The organism is Salinibacillus aidingensis (assembly GCF_055393355.1).
The window spans coordinates 318942-343408 of record NZ_AP043759.1; the positions used below are offsets into that span (position 1 = coordinate 318942).

The 24467-nt window shown below is 41.4% G+C and carries 28 protein-coding genes and 2 riboswitches; of the genes, 22 read left to right on the forward strand and 6 right to left on the reverse strand.

Annotated elements, in window-relative coordinates:
• The first annotated feature begins 150 nt into the window (after window positions 1–150).
• The 14 genes from cpaB to ACZ5OK_RS01875 are packed head-to-tail and all read left to right on the forward strand — an operon-like array spanning window position 151 to window position 11745.
• Complete coding sequence (gene cpaB, locus ACZ5OK_RS01810) at window positions 151–792, forward strand: Flp pilus assembly protein CpaB (RefSeq protein ID WP_343841670.1); 642 nt, start codon at window positions 151–153, stop codon at window positions 790–792.
• A 28-nt stretch (window positions 793–820) separates the two neighbouring features.
• Complete coding sequence (locus tag ACZ5OK_RS01815) at window positions 821–2008, forward strand: AAA family ATPase (RefSeq protein ID WP_343841672.1); 1188 nt, start codon at window positions 821–823, stop codon at window positions 2006–2008.
• Window positions 2009–2053: 45 nt separating this feature from the next.
• Window positions 2054–3388 carry a CpaF family protein gene (locus ACZ5OK_RS01820; RefSeq protein WP_343841674.1) on the forward strand — a complete coding sequence of 445 codons (1335 nt, stop codon included), beginning with the start codon at window positions 2054–2056 and terminating at the stop codon, window positions 3386–3388.
• Window positions 3385–4311, forward strand: coding sequence for a type II secretion system F family protein (locus ACZ5OK_RS01825; protein ID WP_343841675.1), 927 nt, complete (start codon window positions 3385–3387; stop codon window positions 4309–4311). The genes ACZ5OK_RS01820 and ACZ5OK_RS01825 overlap by 4 nt, the downstream gene beginning before the upstream one ends.
• 4 nt (window positions 4312–4315) lie before the next feature.
• Window positions 4316–5251, forward strand: coding sequence for a type II secretion system F family protein (locus ACZ5OK_RS01830; protein WP_343841677.1), 936 nt, complete (start codon window positions 4316–4318; stop codon window positions 5249–5251).
• Window positions 5252–5270: 19 nt separating this feature from the next.
• Window positions 5271–5474, forward strand: coding sequence for a hypothetical protein (locus ACZ5OK_RS01835; protein ID WP_343841678.1), 204 nt, complete (start codon window positions 5271–5273; stop codon window positions 5472–5474).
• A 42-nt stretch (window positions 5475–5516) separates the two neighbouring features.
• Window positions 5517–6941: a VWA domain-containing protein gene (locus ACZ5OK_RS01840; protein ID WP_425542223.1), complete on the forward strand. Its 1425-nt coding sequence runs from the start codon at window positions 5517–5519 to the stop codon at window positions 6939–6941.
• 15 nt (window positions 6942–6956) lie between these two features.
• A complete protein-coding gene (locus ACZ5OK_RS01845) occupies window positions 6957–8555 on the forward strand; it encodes a hypothetical protein (protein WP_464758315.1) in 1599 nt (532 codons plus the stop codon).
• Between the two features lie 51 nt (window positions 8556–8606).
• Window positions 8607–9185 (forward strand): hypothetical protein, encoded by a 579-nt coding sequence (locus ACZ5OK_RS01850; RefSeq protein WP_343841685.1) that lies wholly within the window; start codon window positions 8607–8609, stop codon window positions 9183–9185.
• A gap of 12 nt (window positions 9186–9197) precedes the next feature.
• Window positions 9198–9575: a hypothetical protein gene (locus tag ACZ5OK_RS01855; RefSeq protein ID WP_343841687.1), complete on the forward strand. Its 378-nt coding sequence runs from the start codon at window positions 9198–9200 to the stop codon at window positions 9573–9575.
• Window positions 9568–10224, forward strand: coding sequence for a hypothetical protein (locus ACZ5OK_RS01860; RefSeq protein ID WP_343841689.1), 657 nt, complete (start codon window positions 9568–9570; stop codon window positions 10222–10224). Before ACZ5OK_RS01855 ends, ACZ5OK_RS01860 begins: the two co-directional genes overlap by 8 nt.
• A 14-nt stretch (window positions 10225–10238) precedes the next feature.
• The gene (locus tag ACZ5OK_RS01865) at window positions 10239–10703 is read left to right on the forward strand and encodes a hypothetical protein (protein WP_343841691.1); all 465 of its coding nucleotides are present in this window, start codon (window positions 10239–10241) and stop codon (window positions 10701–10703) included.
• Complete coding sequence (locus ACZ5OK_RS01870) at window positions 10700–11098, forward strand: TadE family protein (protein WP_343841692.1); 399 nt, start codon at window positions 10700–10702, stop codon at window positions 11096–11098. Before ACZ5OK_RS01865 ends, ACZ5OK_RS01870 begins: the two co-directional genes overlap by 4 nt.
• Complete coding sequence (locus ACZ5OK_RS01875; protein ID WP_343841693.1) at window positions 11095–11745, forward strand: Tad domain-containing protein; 651 nt, start codon at window positions 11095–11097, stop codon at window positions 11743–11745. Before ACZ5OK_RS01870 ends, ACZ5OK_RS01875 begins: the two co-directional genes overlap by 4 nt.
• 41 nt (window positions 11746–11786) lie before the next feature.
• On the opposite strand, the gene ACZ5OK_RS01880 is transcribed toward ACZ5OK_RS01875, so the two are convergent.
• The 4 genes from ACZ5OK_RS01880 to ACZ5OK_RS01895 form a co-directional block, all read right to left on the reverse strand.
• A complete protein-coding gene (locus tag ACZ5OK_RS01880) occupies window positions 11787–12122 on the reverse strand; it encodes a DUF4064 domain-containing protein (protein ID WP_343841694.1) in 336 nt (111 codons plus the stop codon).
• 169 nt (window positions 12123–12291) lie between these two features.
• Entirely contained in the window at window positions 12292–12867 is a 576-nt protein-coding gene (locus tag ACZ5OK_RS01885) for a DUF4352 domain-containing protein (RefSeq protein WP_343841696.1), read from the reverse strand.
• A gap of 127 nt (window positions 12868–12994) precedes the next feature.
• Window positions 12995–13144, reverse strand: a complete 150-nt coding sequence (locus ACZ5OK_RS01890) for a hypothetical protein (protein ID WP_343841698.1) — start codon at window positions 13142–13144, stop codon at window positions 12995–12997.
• A gap of 37 nt (window positions 13145–13181) precedes the next feature.
• A complete protein-coding gene (locus tag ACZ5OK_RS01895) occupies window positions 13182–13346 on the reverse strand; it encodes a hypothetical protein (protein WP_343841701.1) in 165 nt (54 codons plus the stop codon).
• 322 nt (window positions 13347–13668) lie between these two features.
• Between ACZ5OK_RS01895 and ACZ5OK_RS01900 the strand changes: the two genes are divergently transcribed.
• The 6 genes from ACZ5OK_RS01900 to ACZ5OK_RS01925 all read left to right on the forward strand — a co-directional run bounded on the left by ACZ5OK_RS01900 (window position 13669) and on the right by ACZ5OK_RS01925 (window position 22192).
• Window positions 13669–14625, forward strand: a complete 957-nt coding sequence (locus ACZ5OK_RS01900) for an AAA family ATPase (RefSeq protein WP_343841704.1) — start codon at window positions 13669–13671, stop codon at window positions 14623–14625.
• Window positions 14626–14627: 2 nt separating this feature from the next.
• Window positions 14628–15893: a DUF58 domain-containing protein gene (locus tag ACZ5OK_RS01905; protein ID WP_343841707.1), complete on the forward strand. Its 1266-nt coding sequence runs from the start codon at window positions 14628–14630 to the stop codon at window positions 15891–15893.
• A gap of 1 nt (window position 15894) precedes the next feature.
• Window positions 15895–18084 (forward strand): DUF4129 domain-containing transglutaminase family protein, encoded by a 2190-nt coding sequence (locus ACZ5OK_RS01910; protein WP_343841709.1) that lies wholly within the window; start codon window positions 15895–15897, stop codon window positions 18082–18084.
• 34 nt (window positions 18085–18118) lie between these two features.
• Window positions 18119–18220, forward strand: a riboswitch (purine riboswitch).
• 94 nt (window positions 18221–18314) lie between these two features.
• Window positions 18315–19862, forward strand: coding sequence for a glutamine-hydrolyzing GMP synthase (gene guaA / locus ACZ5OK_RS01915; RefSeq protein WP_425542224.1), 1548 nt, complete (start codon window positions 18315–18317; stop codon window positions 19860–19862).
• Window positions 19863–19949: 87 nt separating this feature from the next.
• Window positions 19950–20051, forward strand: a riboswitch (purine riboswitch).
• A 137-nt stretch (window positions 20052–20188) separates the two neighbouring features.
• Window positions 20189–21505, forward strand: a complete 1317-nt coding sequence (locus tag ACZ5OK_RS01920) for an NCS2 family permease (RefSeq protein ID WP_343841713.1) — start codon at window positions 20189–20191, stop codon at window positions 21503–21505.
• A 72-nt stretch (window positions 21506–21577) separates the two neighbouring features.
• Window positions 21578–22192, forward strand: a complete 615-nt coding sequence (locus ACZ5OK_RS01925; RefSeq protein ID WP_343841715.1) for a hypothetical protein — start codon at window positions 21578–21580, stop codon at window positions 22190–22192.
• A gap of 464 nt (window positions 22193–22656) precedes the next feature.
• Here the strand turns inward: ACZ5OK_RS01925 and ACZ5OK_RS01930 are convergent, their stop codons facing one another.
• Together ACZ5OK_RS01930 and ACZ5OK_RS01935 are read right to left on the reverse strand one after the other, a co-directional pair.
• Window positions 22657–22785, reverse strand: coding sequence for a hypothetical protein (locus ACZ5OK_RS01930; protein ID WP_343841717.1), 129 nt, complete (start codon window positions 22783–22785; stop codon window positions 22657–22659).
• A 289-nt stretch (window positions 22786–23074) separates the two neighbouring features.
• Window positions 23075–23506, reverse strand: a complete 432-nt coding sequence (locus ACZ5OK_RS01935; RefSeq protein ID WP_343841720.1) for an Hsp20/alpha crystallin family protein — start codon at window positions 23504–23506, stop codon at window positions 23075–23077.
• A 206-nt stretch (window positions 23507–23712) separates the two neighbouring features.
• Here ACZ5OK_RS01935 and ACZ5OK_RS01940 point away from each other — a divergent pair, with 206 nt between their 5' ends.
• Window positions 23713–24321 (forward strand): DUF2179 domain-containing protein, encoded by a 609-nt coding sequence (locus ACZ5OK_RS01940; protein ID WP_343841722.1) that lies wholly within the window; start codon window positions 23713–23715, stop codon window positions 24319–24321.
• Window positions 24281–24466, forward strand: a complete 186-nt coding sequence (locus tag ACZ5OK_RS01945) for an NETI motif-containing protein (protein WP_343841725.1) — start codon at window positions 24281–24283, stop codon at window positions 24464–24466. Before ACZ5OK_RS01940 ends, ACZ5OK_RS01945 begins: the two co-directional genes overlap by 41 nt.
• Window position 24467 lies beyond the last annotated feature (1 nt).

Genomic DNA, 24467 nt, shown 5'->3' on the forward strand with positions numbered 1-24467 from the left:
AAAGACCCAATAATGAGCTGAATTGACTAAATATTACTATAATTTTAAAATTTAGATGTTTATACATTGTTGGCTGCAGTGAGGAGGGGTGGAGACCCTCACAGATAGACATTTCACTTTATATAAGGATTCTATAGGGAGACAATGCATATGATTGAATCAAAGAAAAGAGCCTTCATCTTTCTAGTTCTCGCTTTTATTTTGGCATTAGTCGCAGGTTACTTCGTTTATGAAAAAGTAAAGTCACTGAATGCAGAGCTTGGCGGCATGACCGAGGTTTATGTTGCTAATGACAATATCCCGGCAAGACAGGAAATAAGTGAGAAGGCTGTGACAGTGATGGAAATTCCCAATAAGTTTGTAACAGATTCACATATAACCAGTATGGAGAATTTAAAAAATCGGGTTTCCGTTGTTCAACTTGGCGAGGGGGACCTTATTACAGAAGAAATGATAAAACCAGTATCCCATCTAAGAGATGAGAACAATCGACTCGTTTCCCTGCCGGCATCAGAAACACTCACATTTGATCAATTCATTGAACCACTGGATCGTGTAGATCTTGTTGTTTCAAGAGAAATTGAGGGGGAGAAGAGGACCGAAACCTTTATGAAGGATGTTCTCGTTTACCATGCGCAATCAAAAGACAATAACATGCTGGGAATCGGTGTGGTTATTCCTGCAGAAAGGGTTGAAGAACTGATTCATGTGCAGCATTATGCTGAGCACATCCGGGTTTTAAAGGCGAATGTTGGAAATTCCAATGCCTCTGATGGATCAAATTCAGGCTGATCAGGATGGATGTAATCAGGAATGAGTCATGAAACAGGAAATTCAAGGAGACGTGGACATGGACCGTAATTTGGATATTTTACTCGTGAGTGAGGATGAGACCATTACCAATCAATTGCTGAACTCTTTTGACCGTGACGAGAATACAATCACTGTCGTACGCTTTGAGGACGTATCCCGGGAAGTGAACCGGCAGACCAGAGATATCGTGATCATGGTTCAAAGCAGCAATGACCATATTGTGGAACAAATTCAATACATAAAATCGATTAATCCCTTAACCTTTACCATTTTTTTAGCGACGGAATCCGATATTAACCTGCTTCGAAATATTACAAGAGCAGGTGCGGAAGAGTTTTTCGTTTTGCCCGAGGAATTATCGTTATTTATCAGCCGGTTTCCAACAATTCAAAAAAGCTATCAAATGAGATTGGATTCTGAAAAAGAGCAGCCGATTATGTTTGGCAAAGGAAGAGGTCAGATTTACTCCTTCTACAGTGGAAAAGGGGGCACAGGAAAATCCCTCATCTCTTCCACTTTTGCGCAAACGTTAAAGCTGGAGTCCGCAGCCGAGGTCATTTTAATCGATTTAAATCTTCAATATGGCGGTATTGAAACCTTAATGTCCATCAGCACGAACCGCTCCATTGCTGACCTGAAGCCTGTTATTCAGGAGCTGAATGAAAATCACATTCGGAATGTGTCCCAGACTGAAGAGAATTCCCAGCTCGAGGTGTTAATCAGTCCCTGCGATGCCGAGGTGGGTGAGCAGCTGGATGAAGATTTTATCAGCCGGTTACTCAGGACGTGCAGGCGGTCATTTGATTACTGTGTCATTGATTTGCCTCCTCAAATGAGTGCACTGACGGCTGCTGCGATTGAAGAGTCTGATCAAATTTACTATGTACTGCTTCCGGAAACGACCTCCCTAAAGGTTTTAAAAAATTTTGAAGAGGTCTGTGAACGCTTAGGTATTCACCTTCAATCAAGTCTATCCATGATTGTAAACCAGTTATCAAAGGATAAAGAATTGCAGATTAAGGATTTGAAGAACCTCCTGCGTTTCCCTATCAAAACGACGATTCGATATGACTACAAGGGTCTGCAGTCGTTTGTTAATAAGGGAGAAGTGATTCGTAAAAAGCCCAAAGAAAAGCTCATTCCATTTTCTAAAGACATCCGTAAATTTGTCAAATCTGTGTTAAATCCTAAATAACGAAAGGACGAATGGTTTATAGATTCTCTGTAAGGAGGGTACATCATGCCATCTTTATTTGATAAACGCAAGGAAAGGGTGGTTCAGGGGAAGTCAGCAACGAACGAAATTGAACACTTAGTGGAACACTATAAGGCAAGGCTGTTGCGAGATACAAATCTTGAAGCTTTGACCAGTCTAAGTGAAGGGGAAATGCGGTTAAAAATTGAACAGCTCATTTCTCAATTTATGTCCGAGGAAAAAGTGATTATTCCACGACAGGAAAAAACCATGTTAATTAACCGTATATTGGATGAATCCGTTGGTTATGGACCATTGGAGCCCCTGATTCATGATGATTCCATTACGGAGATTTTAATTAACGGATATGATGAGGTTTATATTGAGCGTTTTGGAAAGCTTGAAAAAAGTCAGGTGACGTTCCGGGATGATGACCATATTCGTCATGTTGTAGATCGAATCGTTGCACCCATTGGCAGAAGAATCGATGAAAGTTCACCAATGGTTGATGCAAGATTGCCGGATGGAAGTCGTGTGAATGCGGTGATTCCTCCAGTTAGCTTAAATGGAACGCTCGTATCGATCCGGAAGTTCAAGAAGGACCCCTTTAAAATGGAGGATTTATTACGTTTTGACTCGCTAAATTATGACATGGCGCTGTTCCTGGAAGCAATTGTTCAAGCTAAATTGAACATCCTCATCTCAGGAGGAACAGGCTCCGGGAAAACAACACTGTTGAATGTACTGGCTGCCTCCATTTCACATGATGAACGGGTTGTGACGATTGAGGATTCCGCAGAGCTGCGGCTGGATCGACCCAATGTTGTTGGCATGGAATCAAGATCTGCAAACGTAGAGGGTAAAGGTGAAATTACCATACGAAAGCTTGTCAAAAACTCCCTCAGAATGCGACCGGACCGTATTATTGTAGGAGAGGTCCGTGGCGGAGAGGCGTTTGATATGCTTCAGGCTATGAATACCGGCCATGAGGGTTCCATTACAACCGTTCATGCCAACTCACCAGATGATGCTCTTCGACGTGTGGAAGCCATGGTTGTTATGGCTGGGCTGGAGCTTCCTTCCAGAATTATTCGAGAGTACATTATTGGAGCAATTGATATTGTCATTCAAGTAAACCGGCTGTCAGATGGAACGAGAAAAATGGTATCTATTTCAGAGCTTAAGAAAAATGAGGATGGCACCCATGAAATGAGGGAAATCTTCACTTTCAAACGAACGGGAATCACCGAAGATGGGAAAGTGAAAGGCTTTTATAAACCGACTGGTTATGTTCCGCAATGTCTGGAAAGGATTCAAGTGTTTGGAAATCAAGTCTCTGATTCTATTTTTCAATTAAATCGAAGGGAGGTCAGGTTTTGACTGCAGCATTAATCGCTACTTTTTCTGCGTTATCGTTTCTGGTGGGAATCCTTTATTACTTGGATTTCCGTAAAGAAAAAAGGGATTGGAGGAAACAGGCAGAGCAATTTTACCATGTAGAGGAAAGAAGAAAGAGCTTTATTGTCTTATTAGGAGACCGGTTTGATCAGACAGATGCAGCCAGGCCCATGTTAAAAAAATTGAGATCTGCAAACATCCCGCTAACACCTTCCGAATTCCTCGGGGCTCAAATTGTAGCATTTATGGGACTGATTTTTGTCTTATCGAGCCTATTTCACTTAAGGTTTCTTCTTAGCTTCATCACCTCTCTGTTATTTATTGAGGCAGCAAAGAAGCTTCTGTTTATGGTAAGAAAAAACAAGATGAAGGAGCGAATGGCCGAACAGCTGCCGGAAATCTGCAGGATTCTTGCCAATGCTACACGCTCCGGTATGACTCTCAATCAAGGGATACAGATGGTTGCTCAGGAAATTAATGACCCTGCGAGAGCCGAGTTTAAGCAGCTGGCACATGAGCTTTCTTTAGGCATTGAGTTCAACAGTGCGATTCAATCGCTGGAAAAACGCATGAATAACCGGGAATTTAAGCTTTTTGTTGCCACTGTACTTATTCAAAAGAAGGCTGGGGGAAATTTATCAGCCATTTTAGAGGAAATGGGTCAGACCTTAGAAGACCGCAAAATTCTCAAACAGGAAATTAAAACGATGACCGCTGAACAACGGTATATTTCCTATTTAGTTCCTGTAATCCCCGTTTTTCTGGTGTTGATGATGAACAATATCATCGACGGTTTCATTGATCCTTTACTGTCAGGGATTGGTATCCTGCTTGCTCTCTTATTCATAGGCGGTACGGTTGCAACCTTTTTATTAGTACGAAAGGTAACAAACATTAGGATGTGATGCTATGGATGGCCTCATTGTCGTGTTTTTAATTTTATCTCTGTTATTTTTGGGACTAAGTTTACGCAGCTTCTATCAATTTATGGTTTATAAACAGGATTTAAAAGAGGATGTAAAACAACAAACCTACCTATTCCAGTTGCTTGAAAAAGGATCATCCAAAAAGGAACGTTTATTAACAAAGCTGTTTCAATATGCGGATGATTTCTCTCATATAGGTCAGCGAATTAATTTCAGCAGTGAAAATCATGATGTCAGGAAGTGGCTCATGCAGGCAGGCTATCCTTATAAATTAAATGTTGAGAGGCTTCAAGGCTTAAAAATATTTATGGCTATTATTGGTTTAATGCTAGGCGGAATCAGCCTCATGCTGCGCCTTCCTTTTTCAGAGCTCACCGTTATCATTTATCCGTTATTAGGCTATGCGGGTGTGATTTACTGGATAAAATCGAAGGCAAAAAACAGGCAGGAGGAATTGTCCTTTCAGCTTCCGGATTTCCTGGACACAATGAGTGTCACCCTGCAGGCAGGGGTCGGACTTGATCAGGCATTAAGAGATATTGTGCCTTATTTTGATGGCCCTGTTAGAGAGGAATTTGGCCGTTTTATTCAGGAGCTTGACGTCGGGGTGCCAAGAAGGGAAGCCTATCAAATGCTGTTAAGTCGTAATGAAAGTAAAGAGTTTCAAATATTAATTAAGTCACTTCTTCAGGGAGAGCGGCTGGGAATACCGATTTCACAAACGTTCAGGCAGCAGGCCGAGGAAATGAGAAAGCTGAAAAAGGAATCGATCAAAGAAAAAGCAGCTAAAGCATCGCCGAAAGTAACCCTGATTACAACGTTTATTGTGCTGCCATCATCCCTGATATTGATTGGCGGGTTGATGGTGATGAATATGTTTAGTCAAAATCAAAATATTTTTCAGTTGCTTCAAAATTAAAAAAAGGGAGAGATGAGGAATGGGAAAATTGACAAAGCTTTATGTGAAATGGACACAGCCGGTTAGAAACGAACGGGGGGCGCAGTCGCTCGAGTGGCTGGGAGTTGCAGCGCTGTTAATTCTGGTCCTTGGGATTATTTCATCCGCGCTTAATGATAACAGTGACGGAATAACCGATATTATCAAAAATATCATTAACAAAATCAGCAATATGGTAGGTTAATTTTTTATACGTATATCATTGATTTACTGAGGAGTGTATAGGTTGCTAAAGAACAAACTCATAATCATTATCTTAATAATGTTCGTTATGGTGGCAGCAGGATGTACAAAAGATGAAAAGGAACCGACTTCAGAAAATAAAGAACAGTCAACTGAAAATACGGCAGAGGATATCAAAAAGGAAAAGAAAACAGAAGAAGATCAACCAGCTTCTTCTACAGAAGGAAACACGGAGGATATCTCCTTTCCGTCTACCTATCAGGAATTAGAAGCATTGCCAGTAGGAGAGGATGCAGGTCCTGTTTACGATTATGATTCAGATAAAAGTACAGAAGAGCAGGATGAAGAACTGGCGGAACACTTTAGTGATTTGCCGTTTCCACAAGATAAGGAAAATCCGACAGATCAGGAATTAGATAAGCTGTATCGGGAAATTTTAAAACGGGTTCAGCTTGATTATCAAGGGCCGGAAAACCTTATAAAGGAATTGAAGTTTCAGTCCCTTGGGAATCCGGACATTGAAGATTCAAGGTATCAATTTAAAGAGCAATTGAATGTTGTCGTTCTTTTAGATGCATCCGGAAGCATGGCTCAGAGGGTTGATGGAAAAACCAAAATGAATGCGGCAAAGGATGCCATATCAAAATTCCTCAGTGAATTACCAGAAGAGACAAATGTGGCTTTGCGAGTCTATGGTCACGAGGGGACAGGATCAGATGCGGATAAAAAAATGTCCTGTAGCAGTACAGAAAAGATTTATGGATTTGATTCCTATGATGCTGGTTCTTTTAAGAATTCGCTCAGTCAAATAAAACCGGCAGGCTGGACACCGACAGGGTTAGCTTTACAGGAAGCGCAGAAGGATTTGTCTTCCCTTGATGGTAGTAAAAACACCAATATTGTCTACCTGGTCAGTGATGGAATTGAAACCTGTGACACCAAACCTGTCCAGACCGCCAAGGAATTATATCAATCAAATATAACACCGATTATTAATGTGCTGGGATTCGATGTAAACGGAGAGGGACAGAACCATTTAAAGAAAATTGCCGATTCTGTTGATGGAATCTATCAGACTGTATCCGATGAAAATGAGCTCACGAAGGAATTAGAAAAGGTTAATAACATTGCCGATGCATGGCAGGATTGGAAAGAACAGGGACAACAGAGCCTGGATTTACAGCACGTTTCAAATGAGCTGGACATTTTTTCCTATATTACAGATGAAGAATCGAAAGTAGTCGATGAGCGAACGAGCATTAATTTTATTGCAAATGCACTCAATGATTATGGATATATCAGTGATGAATCCAGAGTCTATTTAGAAAAGAAAAATTCAGAATATCATGACTGGATCATTTCAGAGATTGATAAGTTTGAACAAGAGCTGGAAGAGATGAATGACAAAGGCTATAAAGAGGCTATGAAAGCTTTGGAGGAAAAGTATGAGTTGAATGTGAAAGAATAGAAGAGTGGTGATTCTTTGAAAAGGTATCGTGTGCAGAGGTCCATGGCGATTATCATCATTGGATTTATCACCTTTTGGAATCTATTTCCCATCGTAAGCTATGCCACCTTTATAACACCTGGTACCCCAATTACCCCTGGAGAAGCTATTACTCCGGGGGAACCGATTGAAGGTGGAGAGTATATTATTCCAGGTGAAGTCCTGCCTTATGGAGACCCTATTCAAGAAGGAGAATTTGAAAACTCAGGCGAACCTATTATAGAAGGCGAACCAATAAATGAAGGACTATTTATGATTCCCAATGTTCCAGAATTCCCTGCATATCAACCGATAGGAGGAGATGCAGCTTCACCTGGAAGTCCTATTCAATCAGGCTCCTCATCACAGTCCGGCAACGGGATGGAAGGTGGAAAGGCTACTAGTCCCGGATCTCCCATAAATGGGGGAAACTCTGGCGCTGGGGGATCAGCAACGGAAGGTGGTAATCCCAATACTGGTGATACCCTGAATGGCGGATCTGCTATTAATGGAGGAAATCAAAGTGGGGATGGTGAAGCTCCAACAAGTGGAAATCCGGTAAATGGCGGGGATGCTTCTCAGGGCGGTAATGCTGTAGATGGCAATGCAATAAATGGAGGCGATGGACCCTCGTCAGGCAGTGGTGGTCATGGGAATGCAGGAAATTCAGGTGAAGGAGAAATAGAAACAAAGTCTTTCCTGAATATTGCACTTCAGTCAACAGACGGCAGTCAGGGTCTTTATGGACATATTACTGGTTTTTTAAAAGATATGAAAAATTATGGGCTTAAATTTGCTGATGATGTAGCTCAAGGCGCAGCTTCTTTATATGCAGGATTTCAATTCAGACAATTAGAGAGTGGAAACTATTCAGTGAAAGGAAAAAATAAACTGAATAACCGTCTGTCAAATTGGTTTTATGATCGGTATCGACAGTACACATTTAACGGAGAAAGCAAAGCGATGGGTCCGCAAGTGAGATATATTCGACAGGATCGCATGAATGCGTTTCTTAGCAGTAAATCTATTCCGAATGCAGGTACAATGGGTGGTTTATTAAAAAATTCTGCTCAGTCTGCCAAAAGTGCTGTCAGCCAATCGTGGAATGTCTTTTCTAAAGGCTTTTGGAAGCCCAGCAGTTCGGTGAAATTGGGAGGTCCTGCCGGTATTATTCTCAACTCTGCAGGATCGATTTATGATCATTCTAATGGATTCTCTGATTTAGGAGGTTTAGCAACCACTGACTTTGCGGCCTCCTTCACGACAGATGCTGCCATTGGGGTTGCATCCACAGCTGCGGGAAGTGCAGCCTCTGCAATGGCTTCAGGTGCAGTTGCAGGGTCTGTTGTACCTGGTGTTGGAACCATAATAGGAGCGGCAGCCGGTTTAGGAGTGGGAATAGCAACCTCTTACTTCTTCAATGGGACCAATGTAGGAGGAAGAATCAAAAAAGGCATTACAAAAGGCATCAAGAAAGGCTATGACGCAATTGCCGGAGGAGTTAAAAAAGGAGTTGGTGCTGCAAAAGAAGCCGCAACATGGGCGAAAGACAAGGTATCATCAGCCTTTTCAAAATTAGGCGGAATATTTGATTAAAAAGGTGCCCCATCCATCTATGGGGTACCATTCTAAATGGAGGTATAAAGCATGAATCAGGAAGTCGAATTTAAACATAGTCGAATTATTCCCACGACCTTTTTACTCATTCTTACGGGGTTTTTAATGAGCTTCATCCCTGAAGTGAATTGGGGATTACTCGGTTTTAATTTAGGATTAGCTGCGGTTTGTATGATCCTTTTTATTGTCTTGTGGCGAGTGCATCGATATCAGAGCAAGAGGTATTTTTCGTTACTATCATATGTGATGCTAAACGTCCTGACGATTCATTTTACCATTCCTGTATTTCGTATTATTTATGGCACCGCAGCTTTCTGGGCAGGAATTGTCATACTTGCTGCTCTGGTTCTTCTTCCGTACTTGTTTTCCGAAAAAATTGCTCAGGGTATCCAGAATCCGGGACAAACAGGTCTGGGTAAAATCTACAAAATCTATGCACCCTTAATTATTGTTTTTGGAACCGTACTGTTTGCCGGTACCATTGGATCTTCAAATCCGGATGCACTGGCCATATCTATTTTTCTATTTTTATGTGGAATGATCTTTTTATCAGTTGCTCCTGTTATGTTGATCACCCCTCAGCGTATGGAGGAACTAGAAAATCAATAGGAGAGTCGTCATATGTTTCAATTTACAGGACTAATTCGGGCAATGGGGGCTTCCATTTTCCTTACCATCGTTATTTCATTTCTTCTGGGCCTAATGAATGTACTGAATGTGCAGGGGACAATTATTGCAGCATTTCTCATTACGTATGTATCCATAGGGATTTTAGCTCCATTATGGAATCGTGAAACCCCTTATTTTGCCACATTTATGGGGAGCTTAACCTTAACCGTTTTAAATTTTATTTTTTCTATTGTCGTCCTTCATATTCCGGTTTTCACGTCCCCTCTTGAGGTAAATGATCAAATAACGGCGAGTATCGTAACTTCTTTCATAACAGCATTCCTTATGATAACAATTCTTAAGCGAATGGAGAGGTGGAATCATGATTAAAGAAAGTCTGGCCCTATATAACCGGCAACTGATGAAAATATTAATGCTAAGCGTTATATTGGTGATTCCACTTACGCTCTTATGCTACTTTGCGACCTTTTACTTTTATCAGCAATTAACCAATCAACAATACCCTAATTTGTATGCTCTATTTTTAATCGTCGTCAACTTTACACTTATCATTCCTGTATTTAACAGGCTGGCGATATCTGATATTGAAGATGAGGAGGACCTATCGGTTTGGAAGTTATTATATGAGTTTATCAGGCACTTCGGGACCATTCTGTTTTTGACCGTTCCACTGTATATCCTGGGGGTCCTGGGCAGCTTCCTGCTATACATTCCGACGATCCTTTGCTTTTCACTGATCCTGTTAATTCCTTTTTATGTCTCGCACAGCAAGGTGAACGATATGATAAGACATGCCGGCAGAACGATGAGAGATGAACATCTTTTACTATTAATGGATTGGCTGGTGATTTTAAGTGTTCAGGTGCTTGTATGGGGGTTGATTATGCTTACCTTTGAAAACTTTGAAAATAACGTTTATGTATATGGGATTGCAAGGGCGATTATAAACTCATTTGTATTTCCCCTTCTGATTTTTTATTTAACGTTTCGATATTCCCATGCTGAAGAGCGTTTGTGATGAGGAGGATACCCATGGATATAGCTGCGAATCAAATACCTTTTAAATATAGCCGCACGCTCGTTGTTGTTCTCCTTTCCTTTCTCACGTTAGGTATGTATATCGCTTACTGGTTTCTAACGAGAAAAGAGGCCATACAGACGATTGCGGGAAAAAATAGAGCTCTGTTTAGATGGTGGATATTTTTTATGATCTTTTTAAGCCTATCCTTTATTCTTTTCTTTGCAGACGCTTATCTTTTTACTCCCTATGGCAGGGTCGTTATGGAATCGGTGAATGTAATATTGGTTTATTATTTTTTAGGTTTACTTTATTATTCTGTTTTCCGCATAACGGAACAACTGGAAGATTATTATGAGGAACTGCGGATTAGCCGGGTACTTCTCTTTTTTTTCCACTTCTGGTATTTACAGTTTAAAATTAACCAATTACATAAAGAAGCTCCTGAAGAAAAAGTCCCGGGAGAGGGTCTCGCATGAAAAAATGGATGAAAAAACTCAGGGAAGAAGAGGGGGCCATCAGTCTGGAGTTTCTGGGGATTTTACCTTTTTTCTTTATGTTCTTTCTTATTTTGTGGCAGGTGGTTGCATCAGGATACGCCGTTTATACAATCCATACAGCCGCAAATGAAGGTGCTAAAACCTATTCCATCACCCGGAATATTGATAAGGCTGAGGATACAATAAAAGACGTGATTGGGACCAGCTCGGTCTTAAATTATGAAAGGATGAACGTGGAATATATAAATTCAGATGGACGGTTTGAGTTATTGGTAGAGGGAAAGCATTCACTTATTTTTGTTCCGGATCAATGGAAATCAGCTACTGCTATTGATTTAGAAGAAACGACGGTAAGTCAGGTGCTGGTCGAATGAATACATGTATGAGTGATGAAAAAGGGAATGCCTCTTTGTTTTTATTATGGGTACTTGGCATAGTGGTGATCTTATTCGCTATTATAATCAATATTACGAAGGTGTTTCTGGTAGGAAGTGAAGCTTCTTATACCGTTCAGCAGGCAGCTTTAGCCGGTTCCTCGGTTTATATAAAGGAATCCAAGGCTGCCATTGAGGAATTTGATAACCATCTGGCTGCTTCCATTGATTTTAAGCTTAACCATGGAGGAAAAAGTCTGGGAGAGCTTGTGCGTGAACAACAGGATGCGCATGAAGGAACAGGATTATCCTCTGACCAGGCCTATATAAAAGCATTAAATGATGTTCTCCCGTCTGAAATAGATGCACATGATCAGCTGAAAAATACATTTAGGAGTCGCTTAAATAGTTCGTCGTTTAGCACTGCTATTTCTAATGCTGTGCAGTCAGTTATACGTGATAGTGAGGAAGCCAATTCTGAGGATACCACGATTGTGTTGTCCAATTCAGAATGGCGGCTGGAGGTGGAATCTTCGGTTACCTTTGAGAGTATTACAGGGGTGAATATTCCTCTTTTCAAAGATAAAATACCGGCGAGGGGAGAGGGGCCGAAGTTCATTTATCTGGAAAATGTATATGATGAATAAAAAGGACGGTACCGAAAGCAGGTATCGTCCTTTTTATAAACTTAAGCAGCTGTTTTATCCTTTTTAAATATACCCATAAGTCCGGCAATTCCAATCAGGACTGCGGAAATAAGGTAAAATGCTGAGATACTGATTAGTCCGCCGATTGCGGATACGATGAGCAGTATACCGCCAGCCTTAGCTTTGGATCGAACCACTACCGATCCTACAATAGCTAATGCAGAGAATAAAAATGCTGCCCATCCCAAACCGGTAATCTCGCTGGAACCGTCGCTGACTGCGGCATCTACACCACCGATAAATAACGCAATAATAGCACCAAAGAATCCAAAAATACCACCAATAAGTCCTAACACAAATTCAACTGTTCTGTTCATGGTCTTTCCCCCCTTAATTACCAATTTATCTACAGCAACTATTTTACTATAAAAACATGTGTAATTGTACCTGATTTTAAATTTCAGGCAAAAAGGAAGTATACAAGGCAATGATGGAACATGCTGTATACCTCCTTTTGATATACCTGTGTGTCAAAGCATCCTGATTTTATTGTGACAGCTGGTCAGAAGGGATTTCCCAGATTGCCTTTCCAGATTTAAATGGATCTGAAAAATGCAGTTCGTATGATTCTGATTTTGGAACATCAAATGGGATCTCTCCTCTTAATGTCCCACCTGGTTCAATGGAGCCGTCAAACTGAGCTTTAATTCCTTCTGTTAATATGGTTGTACTATAACTGTAGCTTTCTGCATCTTTTAATTCTATATTCATAATAGAGGACATGGTGACTTCTTCATCGGTGGTATTTTCAGCCGATAAATTTACAACAACAAACTGATCATTCTGTGGTGTGTCAAATTCTCCTCCTGGTTCAATTCTTGCTTCGTTTAGCGTGATTTTGACACCATCAAAATTGACTGTATCCCCAATGGCAAACTTTTCTGTTGTATTTTCGTTTGTTTCTTCTTCCTTTTGATTGTCTTCCTGTTCTCCGGCATTGTCACCATTTGTGTCTTCTTGTTGATTATCTTCATTCTCTGCTTCCTCAATGTCTGCTTCTCCGCAGGCTGCAAGCCCAATGGTTAAGAATAAAGCGATGAAAAGAAATAACCACTTTTTCATAAGTATGCTTCCCCCTTTGAATTTTGTTTTCATATTTATTTTCCAGTACAAACTATATTTTATTCAAACCTGAATGAAGATTCAACTGAACGATTTTCAATATTAAAATTGAACTTCAACTTCAACCTTAGTCTTCATCAATCCCTTGCATGACTTCTTTGTAGGCATCGGTACCCTCTACATTTTCCCGCACAGCTTTGACCCGTTCGGTCTGCTTGTTTTTGCTGACAGCAATCCCCTGTTCCTGTGCTATGTAATCTTTTGACAGCATGATCATTTGAACATCCTCCTGGTCAATTAGCTGGGTACTTGTTTTATAAAGGTGTAAGGCAGGACTTTCCAAAAATATAAGCTGTAGTATCCTCTGCTGGTGCAGGATCAACAGTTTCTTCTGCAGCATTGGAGCTGCCAAACAATAAATAGCCGCCTGCAAATGCAAGCACAAAACCAATGATAAAAATCATACTATTGGCTTTCACAATTTTCCCTCCCTCAATAAACCAATATTTTTAATGCACTATTATCGTAATCTAGTTTCCAAATCCTCACATGTGATTAAAATCACGGAAATAGTTGACTTTGCTACCGATTGTTGAATACATTTTGAAGGTTTTGTTAACGCCGTCATAACAGTGTTTTTACGATTTTTACCAAGGGAATAGGAGGAATTGGGGAGACTAAATATTACCAGATAGATTATAAGAATTCTGTTTTGTGTCCATACTGGGAATATAGTATAGTTATAGTGTGGCAAATTTTCACAAAATATTTCGATTATTTATTTGGGAGGAAATAAAAGCAATGACCCAGCAGACATTTGTTTATCAAGAAAAAGCCGACCAGCTCTTGCAAAATATTCAAAGAGTAATTATTGGAAAAGATGAAGTGACAAAATTAAGTATTGTAGCCTTATTATCCGGTGGCCATGTCCTATTAGAGGATGTTCCAGGGGTAGGGAAGACGATGCTTGTTCGTGCTCTGGCGAAATCCCTGAATTGTGAGTTTAAGCGAATTCAGTTCACCCCTGATTTATTGCCCTCAGATGTAACAGGTGTTTCCATCTACAATCCAAAGGAAATGGAGTTTGAATTTCGCCCCGGGCCAATTTTGGGTAATATCGTTTTAGCCGATGAGATTAACCGTACATCACCCAAGACACAATCGGCTCTGTTAGAGGGGATGGAGGAAAATAGTATTACCGTTGATGGGATGAGTGTCCCGTTGAAACGCCCATTTTTTGTCATGGCGACTCAAAACCCGATTGAATATGAAGGAACGTATCCTCTTCCGGAAGCACAGCTTGATCGATTTTTAATGAAACTGAATATGGGATATCCAAGTCCACAGGAGGAAATGGACATGTTAAATCGTACATCCCATTCCCATCCTATCGATCAAATTGAGCCAATTATGACTCAGGAAGAGCTGATTCAGCTGCAGAATGAAATTGATAACGTATTTGTCAGCCAGTCTTTACAGCGATACATTGTCGATATTACAAGCGGTACGAGAAATCATCCACAGGTCTATTTAGGAGCCAGTCCACGCGGGTCAATCGCATTGATGAAAGCAGCCAAGGCTTATGCATTTATTCATAATCGTGATTATATTGTGCCGGATGATGTGAAGTACTTAGCTCCTTTTGTCCTGTCTCATCGAATGATTATTACTTCAGAAAGTAAGTTTGAGGATAAAGATGAAAAAATGATTGTGGAAGAAGTTTTGGCACAGACCAATGTTCCAATAGATAGGGGATAGATATGGGTACGATTATAAAATACGGTCTAAAATTGCTCGGTATCCTTTTGCCGGCAGGAGTTTTGTATGCATATGCAATGTTTCAGGGCGGTTTTGTCAGCTGGTTTCTATTTTTTAGTACTCTCCCAATATTTCTATATATGATGCTATTATTCTTTTATCCAATGGCCCGTATTAAATTGGAGCGAAACATTTCCACGGTCATTACAGAAACGGGGAGTACAATCGAGGTGGACATAACCTTTAAACGTCCCCGATTGCTTCCCTTGTATTACTGTATCATTGAAGATATTTTACCTGATTCAGTCCAGTACAGGGATACGAAGAGAAAAAAGTTTGCACATATGGCCAGTCCGGATGTGCTGAAAGAGAACCGAAAAGCCAAAAAGGTCATTTTTCCCTGGTTTAAAGGGACGTTTTCCTTTAAATATCAAATCGATGAAGTGCCAAGAGGAGAGCATCTTTTTCATCAGGTTCGGGTTGTTACCGGTGATTTTATTGGATTCATTAAAAGAGAGAAAACCTTTGAAGTTCAGGATTCTGTTATGGTTTACCCCATGGAACGAAAGCTGCTGCTTCATAAGCATGCCCAAAGCTTTGAGGAAGGAGAATCCAGCTCATACAATCGTATGGTAAAAAATACGATGGCTGTATCAGGGGTTCGTGAATATGTACCAGGTGACCGGATGTCCTGGATTGATTGGAAGGCAACAGCCAAAAACAACGCAATGATGACTAAGGAGTTTGAACAGGAAAAAAGTCAGGATATGTATATTCTATTTGATGCATCTAAGATTGACTCTTATAATTGGCTGAATTTCGAGGGGGCCGTGGAGGTTGCGGTATCTCTGATAGATACGATTAAAGAAGAATCAGCCCAGTTGTTCTTTGCGTCCTTAGGGGCTGACCGAAAAGTCATTCCTGTTCACAAGAACCCGATGAGCAAGGAACAGGTCAAACGCTACCTGACAACCGTGCAGCCTGAAAATAACCTGCCATTTGGTCAGATGATAAAACAGGAGACAGGTAATCTGCCAAAGGGCTATATGTCAATGGTTATTACCACTGATTTATCACTGGAGCTTTATGAGACTTTACTTCATTTAAACAGGAAGAGTTCCCGTATCGTGCTCTTTTTAGTCAAATCAGGCTCACTAGTTTCAGGTGAAGAACATCAGCGGTTGAAGTACTTGAAAAGTAGTGGCGTTGTCATCAATTTGCTGACAGAAGAAATATTAACGAAGGAAAAAATTGAGGTGAACGCGTAATATGCGTTTAGAGACGAACCAACAGCAACGTCAGTTTTGGTTAAATTCGATCATATATATCGGCAGTTTTTTACTGTTTTGGGAATGGCTGAGACCGTTAGATCAAATAACGGATACAGGGAATGTCAGTATTTTTGTTTTGTATACGATGTTCTGCTTTTTCCTGTCTTATATGCAGCTTCAATGGTGGATCACATCTCCTCTTAAATTATTTGGTCTGCTTTTTATACTGGATGGATTGTTCTTTTCGGAAACCTTTCTGAGCTCTGCCTGGTTCCAGCATTTATTTTCTGACATTCAGTGGAATACAGAAGCCATGCTATCACAGCAATGGTGGGAAATGACGGCTTTGTTCCGTTCGCTTCTATTCCTGGTCTTATTGTGGCTGATGAGCTACCTGCTCTACTACTGGTTTGTGATTGCAAAACGAACGTTATTTTTTGTGATTCTAACCTTCATCTTTCTTACAGTTACAGACACGTTCACTGTATATGACGCCAGGTATGCCATCGTTCGGACATTTTTTATTTCGATGATGATATTAGGTGTGACCAATCTTCAGCGTGTGCTTATGAAAGAAAAGCTGTTTAAGCTGCCAAAGGGGAATTATGTTTCCTGGGTATTGCCGCTTATAACCCTTGTCGTTGTTTCGAGTGTGATTGGATATTTGGCCCCTAAGTCCAGTCCTCAATGGCCGGACCCTGTTCCTTTTATTCAAACCACAGCCTCTGATGTGACGGGAAGCGGTGGCGGTTCAGGTTCAGCCATTAAAAAGGTTGGCTACGGGGAGAACGATGAGCGTCTGGGAGGATCCTTTGTACAGGATCATTCCGTCGTTTTTGAAGCTACGGTAGAAGATGCTCAATACTGGAAGATTGAAACGAAAGATGTTTACACAGGAAAAGGATGGGTTCGGTCGGAGCAGGCTGAACAGGAATCCTTTACCTTCAGCCCGGATGGATCTATATTTATTACCGATATATCAGGTTCAGTCGAAACGAAGGAACAGCGGGGAACCATTTCATTTAATGAAGCAGAAGTGCTGCCAAAATTGGTATATCCATATGGAATAACAGAGGTTCAGCCAGAGGGGAATTCATCCTATACCTTTTCTTATAATCAAAGAACAGGAGAAATTTACCCCCGTCAAGGCAGTGAAGAGGTATCTGTCCCTGATTATGCGGTTACCTATGATCAGCCAACATACTCCTTGAAAAATTTACGGGAGAGCAGCGAGGAGGATCCGCAGGCTATTCAGGATCAATATACACAAGTACCGGAGACATTACCCTCCAGAGTTCAGGAACTGGCACAGGAATTAACGGCTGAGGAAACGAATCGTTATGACAGAGCCAAAGCAATAGAGGACCACTTTGATTCCTCGGACTTTCAATATCGTACGACAAATGTACCTGTTCCTGGTGAAGATCAGGATTATGTGGATCAATTCCTGTTTGAATCCCAGGTAGGATACTGTGATAACTTTTCCACATCCATGGTTATGCTATTACGCTCTATTGATATTCCGGCCAGATGGGTAAAAGGATTTGCACCCGGGGAAGTCGTTGACCGGTCAGCTGAAGCTAACACTTATGAGATTACGAACTCAAATGCCCATTCCTGGGTGGAGGTTTATTTTCCGAACATTGGATGGGTCCCTTTTGAACCGACAAAGGGCTTTTATAATCCGATTGATTTGACCTCGGGACAGGATTTAGAGGAATTGATTAACCAAAATGAGGATGTACCAGTCAGTGAGATGGAAGAACAGACTCCTGAAACCAGCACAGAGGAAGAATCCAGTTCCGGTTTTAGTTGGAATATTTCGATGAACCAGATGATCATCACAGGTCTTATTCTTTTAGGAATTCTGGGTATCCTGTACTGGAAAAGGTACACAATCGCATATTGGTTCAAACGGAGGCAGTGGACGAAAAATACAGATATTGAAACGTATATGAAGTCCTATCGTTTTCTGCTCTCTCTTCTTAACCATAAAGGATACAAAAGAGACTCAGATCAGACCCTGCGTGAATATGCCAATATGGTGGATTACCGGCTTCGTACAAACGAAATGGGACGGCTGACAAACGCTTATGAACGAATTTTATATCGGGATGAGCAGGATATCAGCGACTGGACCCGCAAACAGGAACTCTGGGAAAATCTCATCAGGAAAATCATGTCTTGATTCTTGTGAAAGAGATTGATAGAATGAGAAAAACTTAATGAAAGATTCATTCCTTCATATATCCTCGATAATACGGTTCGAGAGTCTCTACCGGGATACCTTAAATATCCCGACTATGAAGGCAGGATGGACGTATAGCATGTACTGGATTTCTGCCTTCTTTTCGTTTGAGGGTGGAAATCCTTTTTTTACAGAATTTTAATGTTAGCCATCAAATTGTTCAGGGGTGAATGCGAATGGAAGGTAAACAGCAAGGAATGATTGTTGTATTGGATTTTGGAAGTCAATATAATCAGTTAATCACCAGAAGAATCCGGGAAATGGGGGTTTACAGTGAGCTTCATTCCCATCGTCTGACAGCAGAAGAGATAAAACAGATGAAACCAGCGGGCATCATTCTTTCGGGGGGACCAAACAGCGTTTATGAAGAGGACAGTTTTCGCTGTGACCCGGAAATTTTCAATATGGGTGTGCCAGTATTAGGCATTTGCTATGGAATGCAACTGATGGTTCACCATTATGGAGGAAATGTGGAACAGGCTGATGACAGGGAATATGGAAAAGCGGAAATCAGCATCAGGCATGAGGAGGGCTTGTTTGATCGTCTGCCTCATGAGCAGATAGTCTGGATGAGTCATAGTGACAAAGTGATAGAGGCGCCAGATGATTTTACGGTTGATGCGGTAAGTGCATCCTGTCCTGTTGCGGCCATCAGCCATTCGCAGCATCCTCTATATGGCGTTCAGTTTCATCCTGAGGTCAATCACACAACCTATGGCAATGATTTGCTGAAAAACTTTATTTTTCATGTTTGTCAGGCTGAAGCGAATTGGTCTATGGAAAACTTTATTGAGATGCAGTCGGAAAAAATTCGTCAGCAAGTGGGCGACAGAAATGTATTATGTGCGTTAAGCGGAGGTGTTGATTCCTCGGTTGTAGCGGCCTTGATTCACCAGGCAATCGGGGACCAGCTGACTTGTGTTTTTGTGGATCATGGATTGCTCCGAAAGCATGAAGCGGATACCGTAATGGATACGTTCCGGGATCAGTTTCACATGAATGTGATTAAAATTGATGCCAAAGACCGATTCCTTCAAAAGCTTGCCGGCGTGTCAGATCCTGAGAAAAAGCGTAAAATCATTGGTAATGAATTTATTTATGTTTTCGATGAGGAAGCATCTAAGCTCGAACACATGGATTTCCTGGCTCAGGGCACCCTTTACACCGATATTATTGAGAGTGGAACTGAAACGGCACAAACCATTAAGTCTCACCATAATGTAGGTGGACTGCCTGAGCATATGAAGTTTGACTTAATTGAGCCTCTTAACACGTTATTTAAGGATGAGGTTCGTGAGCTTGGACTGCAGCTGGGACTGCCTGAGGATATTGTCTGGAGACAGCCATTTCCTGGACCGGGGCTGGCTATAAGGGTTCTTGGAGAGGTCACAGAAGAAAAACTGGCGATCGTTCGGGAATCAGATGCGATTTTGCGTGATGAAATTGCAAAAGCAGGTCTTGAGAAGGAAATCTGGCAGTACTTTACCGTGTTGCCGAATATTAAGAGTGTCGGCGTTATGGGAGACTCCCGGACATACGATCATACCATAGCCATTCGCGCTGTTACGTCTGTGGATGGGATGACATCCGACTGGGCACGGGTTCCTTTAGAAGTTCTGGAAAAAATCTCGAACAGGATGGTCAACGAAGTCAATCAGATTAACCGTGTTGTTTATGATGTGACCAGTAAGCCACCATCCACCATTGAATGGGAATAAAACGAATAATAGTAATTAAGTTTTAGTAAAATATTCGTAATTCAGTTGACAAAAGGCAAAAGACTCCTTTACAATGAAAGTGAACTTAATAATAAGAAGAAATACCATCGTATAATTTTGGGGATATGGCCCATGAGTTTCTACCGGACCGCCGTAAATGGTCTGACTACGAGGGTGATTGCATACATTTTCCTTGCTGATTTTCTGTATTTTCAGGATGGATGAAAACCTGACACGTATGCAGTTTCCTTCCGTACGCAGACACTTCTGGCTATAGCCGGGGGTGTCTTTTTTCTTTCATTAAAACAAACCAGGGAGGAAGGGAAATGAAAAAGTTTTTTAATTTTGATCAGCTCGGAACCGACTATCGTAGAGAAACCATTGCGGGTATGACCACGTTCTTATCTATGGCTTATATTTTATTCTTAAATCCGAGCATTTTATCACTACAGGATGTACCGGATCTGGCAAACCGAATGGATGCAGGGGCCATATTTACTGCTACTGCACTGGCTGCGGCCATTGGGACATTAATCATGGGTCTGCTTGCCAAATATCCGATTGCATTAGCGCCGGGCATGGGATTGAATGCATTTTTTGCCTATACGGTAGTGTTAACATGGGAAATTCCATGGCAGACAGCTCTTGCGGGGGTGCTTGCTTCAGGACTTATTTTTATCGTGCTGACCCTGACAGGAATTCGGGAAACGATTATTAATGCCATTCCTGCCCAAATGAAAATGGCGGTTGGTGCGGGGATCGGTTTGTTTATTGCTTTTCTCGGTTTACAGAATGCAGGAATTGTTGTTGCCGAGCCAAGTACGTTAGTTGCTTTAGGTGACTTAACAAAACCTACCACTCTATTAGCTGTGTTTGGGATATTCATAACAGTCATTTTACTGGTTCTTGGCTTTAAAGGCGGTATTTTCTATGGAATGATTATCACATCCATTGCCGGGATGATCGTCGGTCTGATTGACACCCCCGATCAAATCGTTGGAAGTGTCCCAAGTCTGGCCCCAACCTTTGGCGAAGCGGTTGCCCACTTTGGAGATATCTTCACAATGGAAATGCTTGTTGTGATTCTTACCTTCCTGTTTGTTGATTTCTTTGATACAGCAGGGACGTTAGTGGCAGTCGCTACGCAGGCGGGTTTAATGAAGGATAATAAGCTGCCCCGTGCAGGAAAAGCGCTATTTTCCGACTCGGCTGCTACAGTTGCCGGAGCGGTATTGGGGACATCGACTACAACATCCTATGTAGAATCAACCTCGGGTGTAGGCGCAGGGGGACGTACCGGTTTTGCATCAGTCGTTACAGCTGGTTTATTCCTGCTCGCACTGTTCTTTTCCCCGCTGCTGGGTGTGGTAACTTCCCAGGTTACAGCTGCAGCACTGGTCATCGTCGGTGTCATGATGGCATCCAACCTGAAAAATATAGAATGGGATCAATTTGAGATTGCCGTACCTGCCTTTTTAACCGTTGTGACGATGCCTTTAACCTACAGCATTGCAACCGGAATTGCCATTGGTTTTGTATTTTATCCGCTAACCCTGATTTTAAAAGGGCGTACAAAAGAAATTCATCCGATTATGTATGGATTATTTGTCGTCTTCGTTCTGTATTTTATTTTCTTAAGTTAATCAATTGTTTATGGGAGCCCCAGTCCGGTTTGTCCGGGCTGGGGCTTTTTGGATGGAGGGCTGGTTTCCGGGGTGGGTGACTTTTCCGACCCGCTGCAGCAGGTGAAGCATCAGAAATATCAATTTGAAAGGTGGCTCGAGGACATTAAAGTTTCAGGAATTCCCGTTGAACACCTGGTTGTTATGGCCAACCCCAAGTCAATTTTAAAAACAACCAACCCTAAGTCAGAATATGTCAATAGGGTTCTGCATAGCACTCATCTGTTGGAGAAAATAAATGAAATGCAGGCAGCCTATCCGAAAGACGTGCTGACGCTAAAGCAAATTCGTTCCTTATCCAAACGGCTAATCAAGAGCAACGTACCTGAAGATCCAGATATCCTCAATCTGTTTGAAGTCGCAAAAACAGACCTCATTACAGGTGTGCAGTGCCCCAATTGTGAAAATGCTCCGATGAAAAGAAAATCGGGAAAGTGGATTTGCCCTCATTGTAAAATCTCTTCTAAGGATGCTCATGCTCAGGCCCTTCAGGATTACGCCTTATTAATGGATAAAACGATAAACAATCAGGAGGCACGGAAATTTTTGCAAGTTGAATCTCCATCTGTTGCTTATAACTTGCTTCAATCCACAGGTGCCACCCAATCAGGAAAAAACAGAACGCGTGTATATCACTTAATATCATGAGATCTTTGCTGGATGTAAATGATCACCATATTCATGGATAACCATGGGTATGGTGTTTTTTTATGGACTTGACTATGTTGCGTATGAATTTTTCCGACCGATAATCTGATCGATAAAAGGGGGTTTTTGATTGATAAATGCGGTGCAGCAACGGATAAACCCGCTGTTTTGGTTGATACTTCCTTAATTTTGACCGATTGCCGGGCGCCTGACGGATAAATAGGTAAAACTGATCGATAAATGACGGAAACAGGTGGATAAATCGGTAAAAAAGACTTGATTATCACCCAAATCAACCGATTAAACCCTGACATAGATTGATAAAATTTTCCCTGTAAAAATGAAGAGCGATAAAAATCAGAATTAGATTGATACAGCTTGAATACCCGTTGATAAAGCAGGAAAACCGATTGATTCAACCAGCACATAGATCGATACGTACGCGCCGCGCTCCCGATACCTGCTTACATCAACATAAACAAACCGATAAATAATAGAATCTGATTGATTAAATCCGAAACCCGATTGATAAATGACGGAAATTGATTGATTCCAAAATATTTAGATTGATAATGCATCGCCAAGATTGACATCTAGTCAACCACGCACCCCGATCCAGGATGAATCATCCCCAAACACATTAAAAAATGCCCAAATCCAGGCAAAGTCTCATCCATTAAACCGCACCATCACCTTCAGACCACATCAAAGCAGGTGGAAAATAAAATGCATAACAAAATCCAGAGTGCCTGACCCTGGATTTACGCTTTGGCCTCATCAAATTGAACATCTGGAAACTTTCCTCACTCCTGAGACTGCAGCCCTCAATCCCCAACCCCCAACCCCATTATCCATCCCCATTATAAAGAGAACCAACCGCCTTTAATCTTCATCCATCACCCGCACGGCGACGCGATTTTTATTGGATTCTTTCGTAATCAGTCGGTGAAGCTGAATGGTTAGCAGGCCATTTTTATAGGTGGCTTCTACTTTGTCGCCCCGAACGGGAAAGGGCAGTTCAATCGATCGGTCAAAAGCCCCTTGTGAAATTTCCTCTTGTACTAAATTCCCATGAGCGGGTAAACTAATAACACCCTGAATTTCAAGACTGGCATAGTCTACAAACAGGTCGATGTTTTTGATTTCGTTTGTACCGGGTATATTACACAGGATTGTGATTTCATGATCTGATTGATACATATTAATTTGGGGAATGGGTGGTTTCAGGATGCCTTCAAATTCACTCCAGAACTGCTCCCCGAAAAAGTTATCCATATTTTTTTTCCAGTCCTGCATATTTTTAAACGGATCCATAATTTTACCTCCAAAGTAAGTATATATGGTCAATGCGTTCATCCGACCTCTGAAGCACAATTGAGGATCGCCCCTGTCATGTGCAAACTCAGGAGGGGGGCGACTGCTGAACAGGTCGACGTTCACTAGATAATTTATGCAAAAACTGGGAAGTGGGTGATTATAATAATAAGAGCTTCAAATGATAAGATAGAGGAGGTTTTACGATGTTGGAAAATGCTCTGATTATGGTATCGATTATTTTAGTGATCAATATTGTATACGTATCACTCTCAACCGTTCGTATGATGCTTACTTTAAAGGGCCAGCGATACTTGGCAGCATTAGTCAGTATGTTTGAAACCGTCGTTTATATTGTCGGATTAGGCCTGGTATTAGATAATTTGAATGAGATCCAAAACGTTATTGCTTATGCTTTAGGTTTTGGGATTGGCGTTCTGATTGGTACGAAAATTGAAGAGAAGCTTGCTTTAGGTTATATTACCGTTAATGTGATTTCCACAAATCCTGATATTGAATTCACTAAAACGCTGAGAGATAAAGGCTATGGGGTTACAAGCTGGCATGCGCACGGAATGGATGGGGATCGTCTGGCTATGCAGATTTTGACTCCAAGGAAGTATGAGGTAAACTTGTATCAGACGATTCAGGAAATCGATCCAAAAGCCTTTATGATTGCCTATGAACCGAAGACCATTCATGGCGGTTTCTGGGTAAAGCAGGTACGAAGACTCAGAATCAGACGAAATAAACGGGTAGCTGGTGGTGACAAAAATGGCAAAGAAGAAGAAAAAATTCAAGGTGGAGGAGAATGAAACGATTCATGACTGTTTAACCCGAATGGACAAAGAAGGCTATCGGCCGGTTAAACGCTTTGAAAAGCCTGTGTTTCAGGAAACTGACGATGGGGTTGAACCAGTCAGGCAGGAAATTATATTTGATGCAGTCCCAAAGGAATAAA

Coding starts and splice junctions, on each gene's coding strand:
- ACZ5OK_RS01820 (WP_343841674.1), top strand. CDS start 2,054: ATGCCATCTTTATTTGATAAACGCAAGGAAAGGGTGGTTCAGGGGAAG.
- ACZ5OK_RS01835 (WP_343841678.1), top strand. CDS start 5,271: ATGGGAAAATTGACAAAGCTTTATGTGAAATGGACACAGCCGGTTAGA.
- guaA (WP_425542224.1), top strand. CDS start 18,315: ATGCGAATGGAAGGTAAACAGCAAGGAATGATTGTTGTATTGGATTTT.
- cpaB (WP_343841670.1), top strand. CDS start 151: ATGATTGAATCAAAGAAAAGAGCCTTCATCTTTCTAGTTCTCGCTTTT.
- ACZ5OK_RS01885 (WP_343841696.1), bottom strand. CDS start 12,867: ATGAAAAAGTGGTTATTTCTTTTCATCGCTTTATTCTTAACCATTGGG.
- ACZ5OK_RS01910 (WP_343841709.1), top strand. CDS start 15,895: ATGCGTTTAGAGACGAACCAACAGCAACGTCAGTTTTGGTTAAATTCG.
- ACZ5OK_RS01900 (WP_343841704.1), top strand. CDS start 13,669: ATGACCCAGCAGACATTTGTTTATCAAGAAAAAGCCGACCAGCTCTTG.
- ACZ5OK_RS01815 (WP_343841672.1), top strand. CDS start 821: ATGAAACAGGAAATTCAAGGAGACGTGGACATGGACCGTAATTTGGAT.
- ACZ5OK_RS01870 (WP_343841692.1), top strand. CDS start 10,700: ATGAAAAAATGGATGAAAAAACTCAGGGAAGAAGAGGGGGCCATCAGT.
- ACZ5OK_RS01865 (WP_343841691.1), top strand. CDS start 10,239: ATGGATATAGCTGCGAATCAAATACCTTTTAAATATAGCCGCACGCTC.
- ACZ5OK_RS01930 (WP_343841717.1), bottom strand. CDS start 22,785: ATGTCAATCTTGGCGATGCATTATCAATCTAAATATTTTGGAATCAAT.
- ACZ5OK_RS01890 (WP_343841698.1), bottom strand. CDS start 13,144: ATGATCATGCTGTCAAAAGATTACATAGCACAGGAACAGGGGATTGCT.
- ACZ5OK_RS01945 (WP_343841725.1), top strand. CDS start 24,281: ATGGCAAAGAAGAAGAAAAAATTCAAGGTGGAGGAGAATGAAACGATT.
- ACZ5OK_RS01875 (WP_343841693.1), top strand. CDS start 11,095: ATGAATACATGTATGAGTGATGAAAAAGGGAATGCCTCTTTGTTTTTA.
- ACZ5OK_RS01855 (WP_343841687.1), top strand. CDS start 9,198: ATGTTTCAATTTACAGGACTAATTCGGGCAATGGGGGCTTCCATTTTC.
- ACZ5OK_RS01850 (WP_343841685.1), top strand. CDS start 8,607: ATGAATCAGGAAGTCGAATTTAAACATAGTCGAATTATTCCCACGACC.
- ACZ5OK_RS01905 (WP_343841707.1), top strand. CDS start 14,628: ATGGGTACGATTATAAAATACGGTCTAAAATTGCTCGGTATCCTTTTG.
- ACZ5OK_RS01940 (WP_343841722.1), top strand. CDS start 23,713: ATGTTGGAAAATGCTCTGATTATGGTATCGATTATTTTAGTGATCAAT.
- ACZ5OK_RS01880 (WP_343841694.1), bottom strand. CDS start 12,122: ATGAACAGAACAGTTGAATTTGTGTTAGGACTTATTGGTGGTATTTTT.
- ACZ5OK_RS01935 (WP_343841720.1), bottom strand. CDS start 23,506: ATGGATCCGTTTAAAAATATGCAGGACTGGAAAAAAAATATGGATAAC.
- ACZ5OK_RS01920 (WP_343841713.1), top strand. CDS start 20,189: ATGAAAAAGTTTTTTAATTTTGATCAGCTCGGAACCGACTATCGTAGA.
- ACZ5OK_RS01860 (WP_343841689.1), top strand. CDS start 9,568: ATGATTAAAGAAAGTCTGGCCCTATATAACCGGCAACTGATGAAAATA.
- ACZ5OK_RS01830 (WP_343841677.1), top strand. CDS start 4,316: ATGGATGGCCTCATTGTCGTGTTTTTAATTTTATCTCTGTTATTTTTG.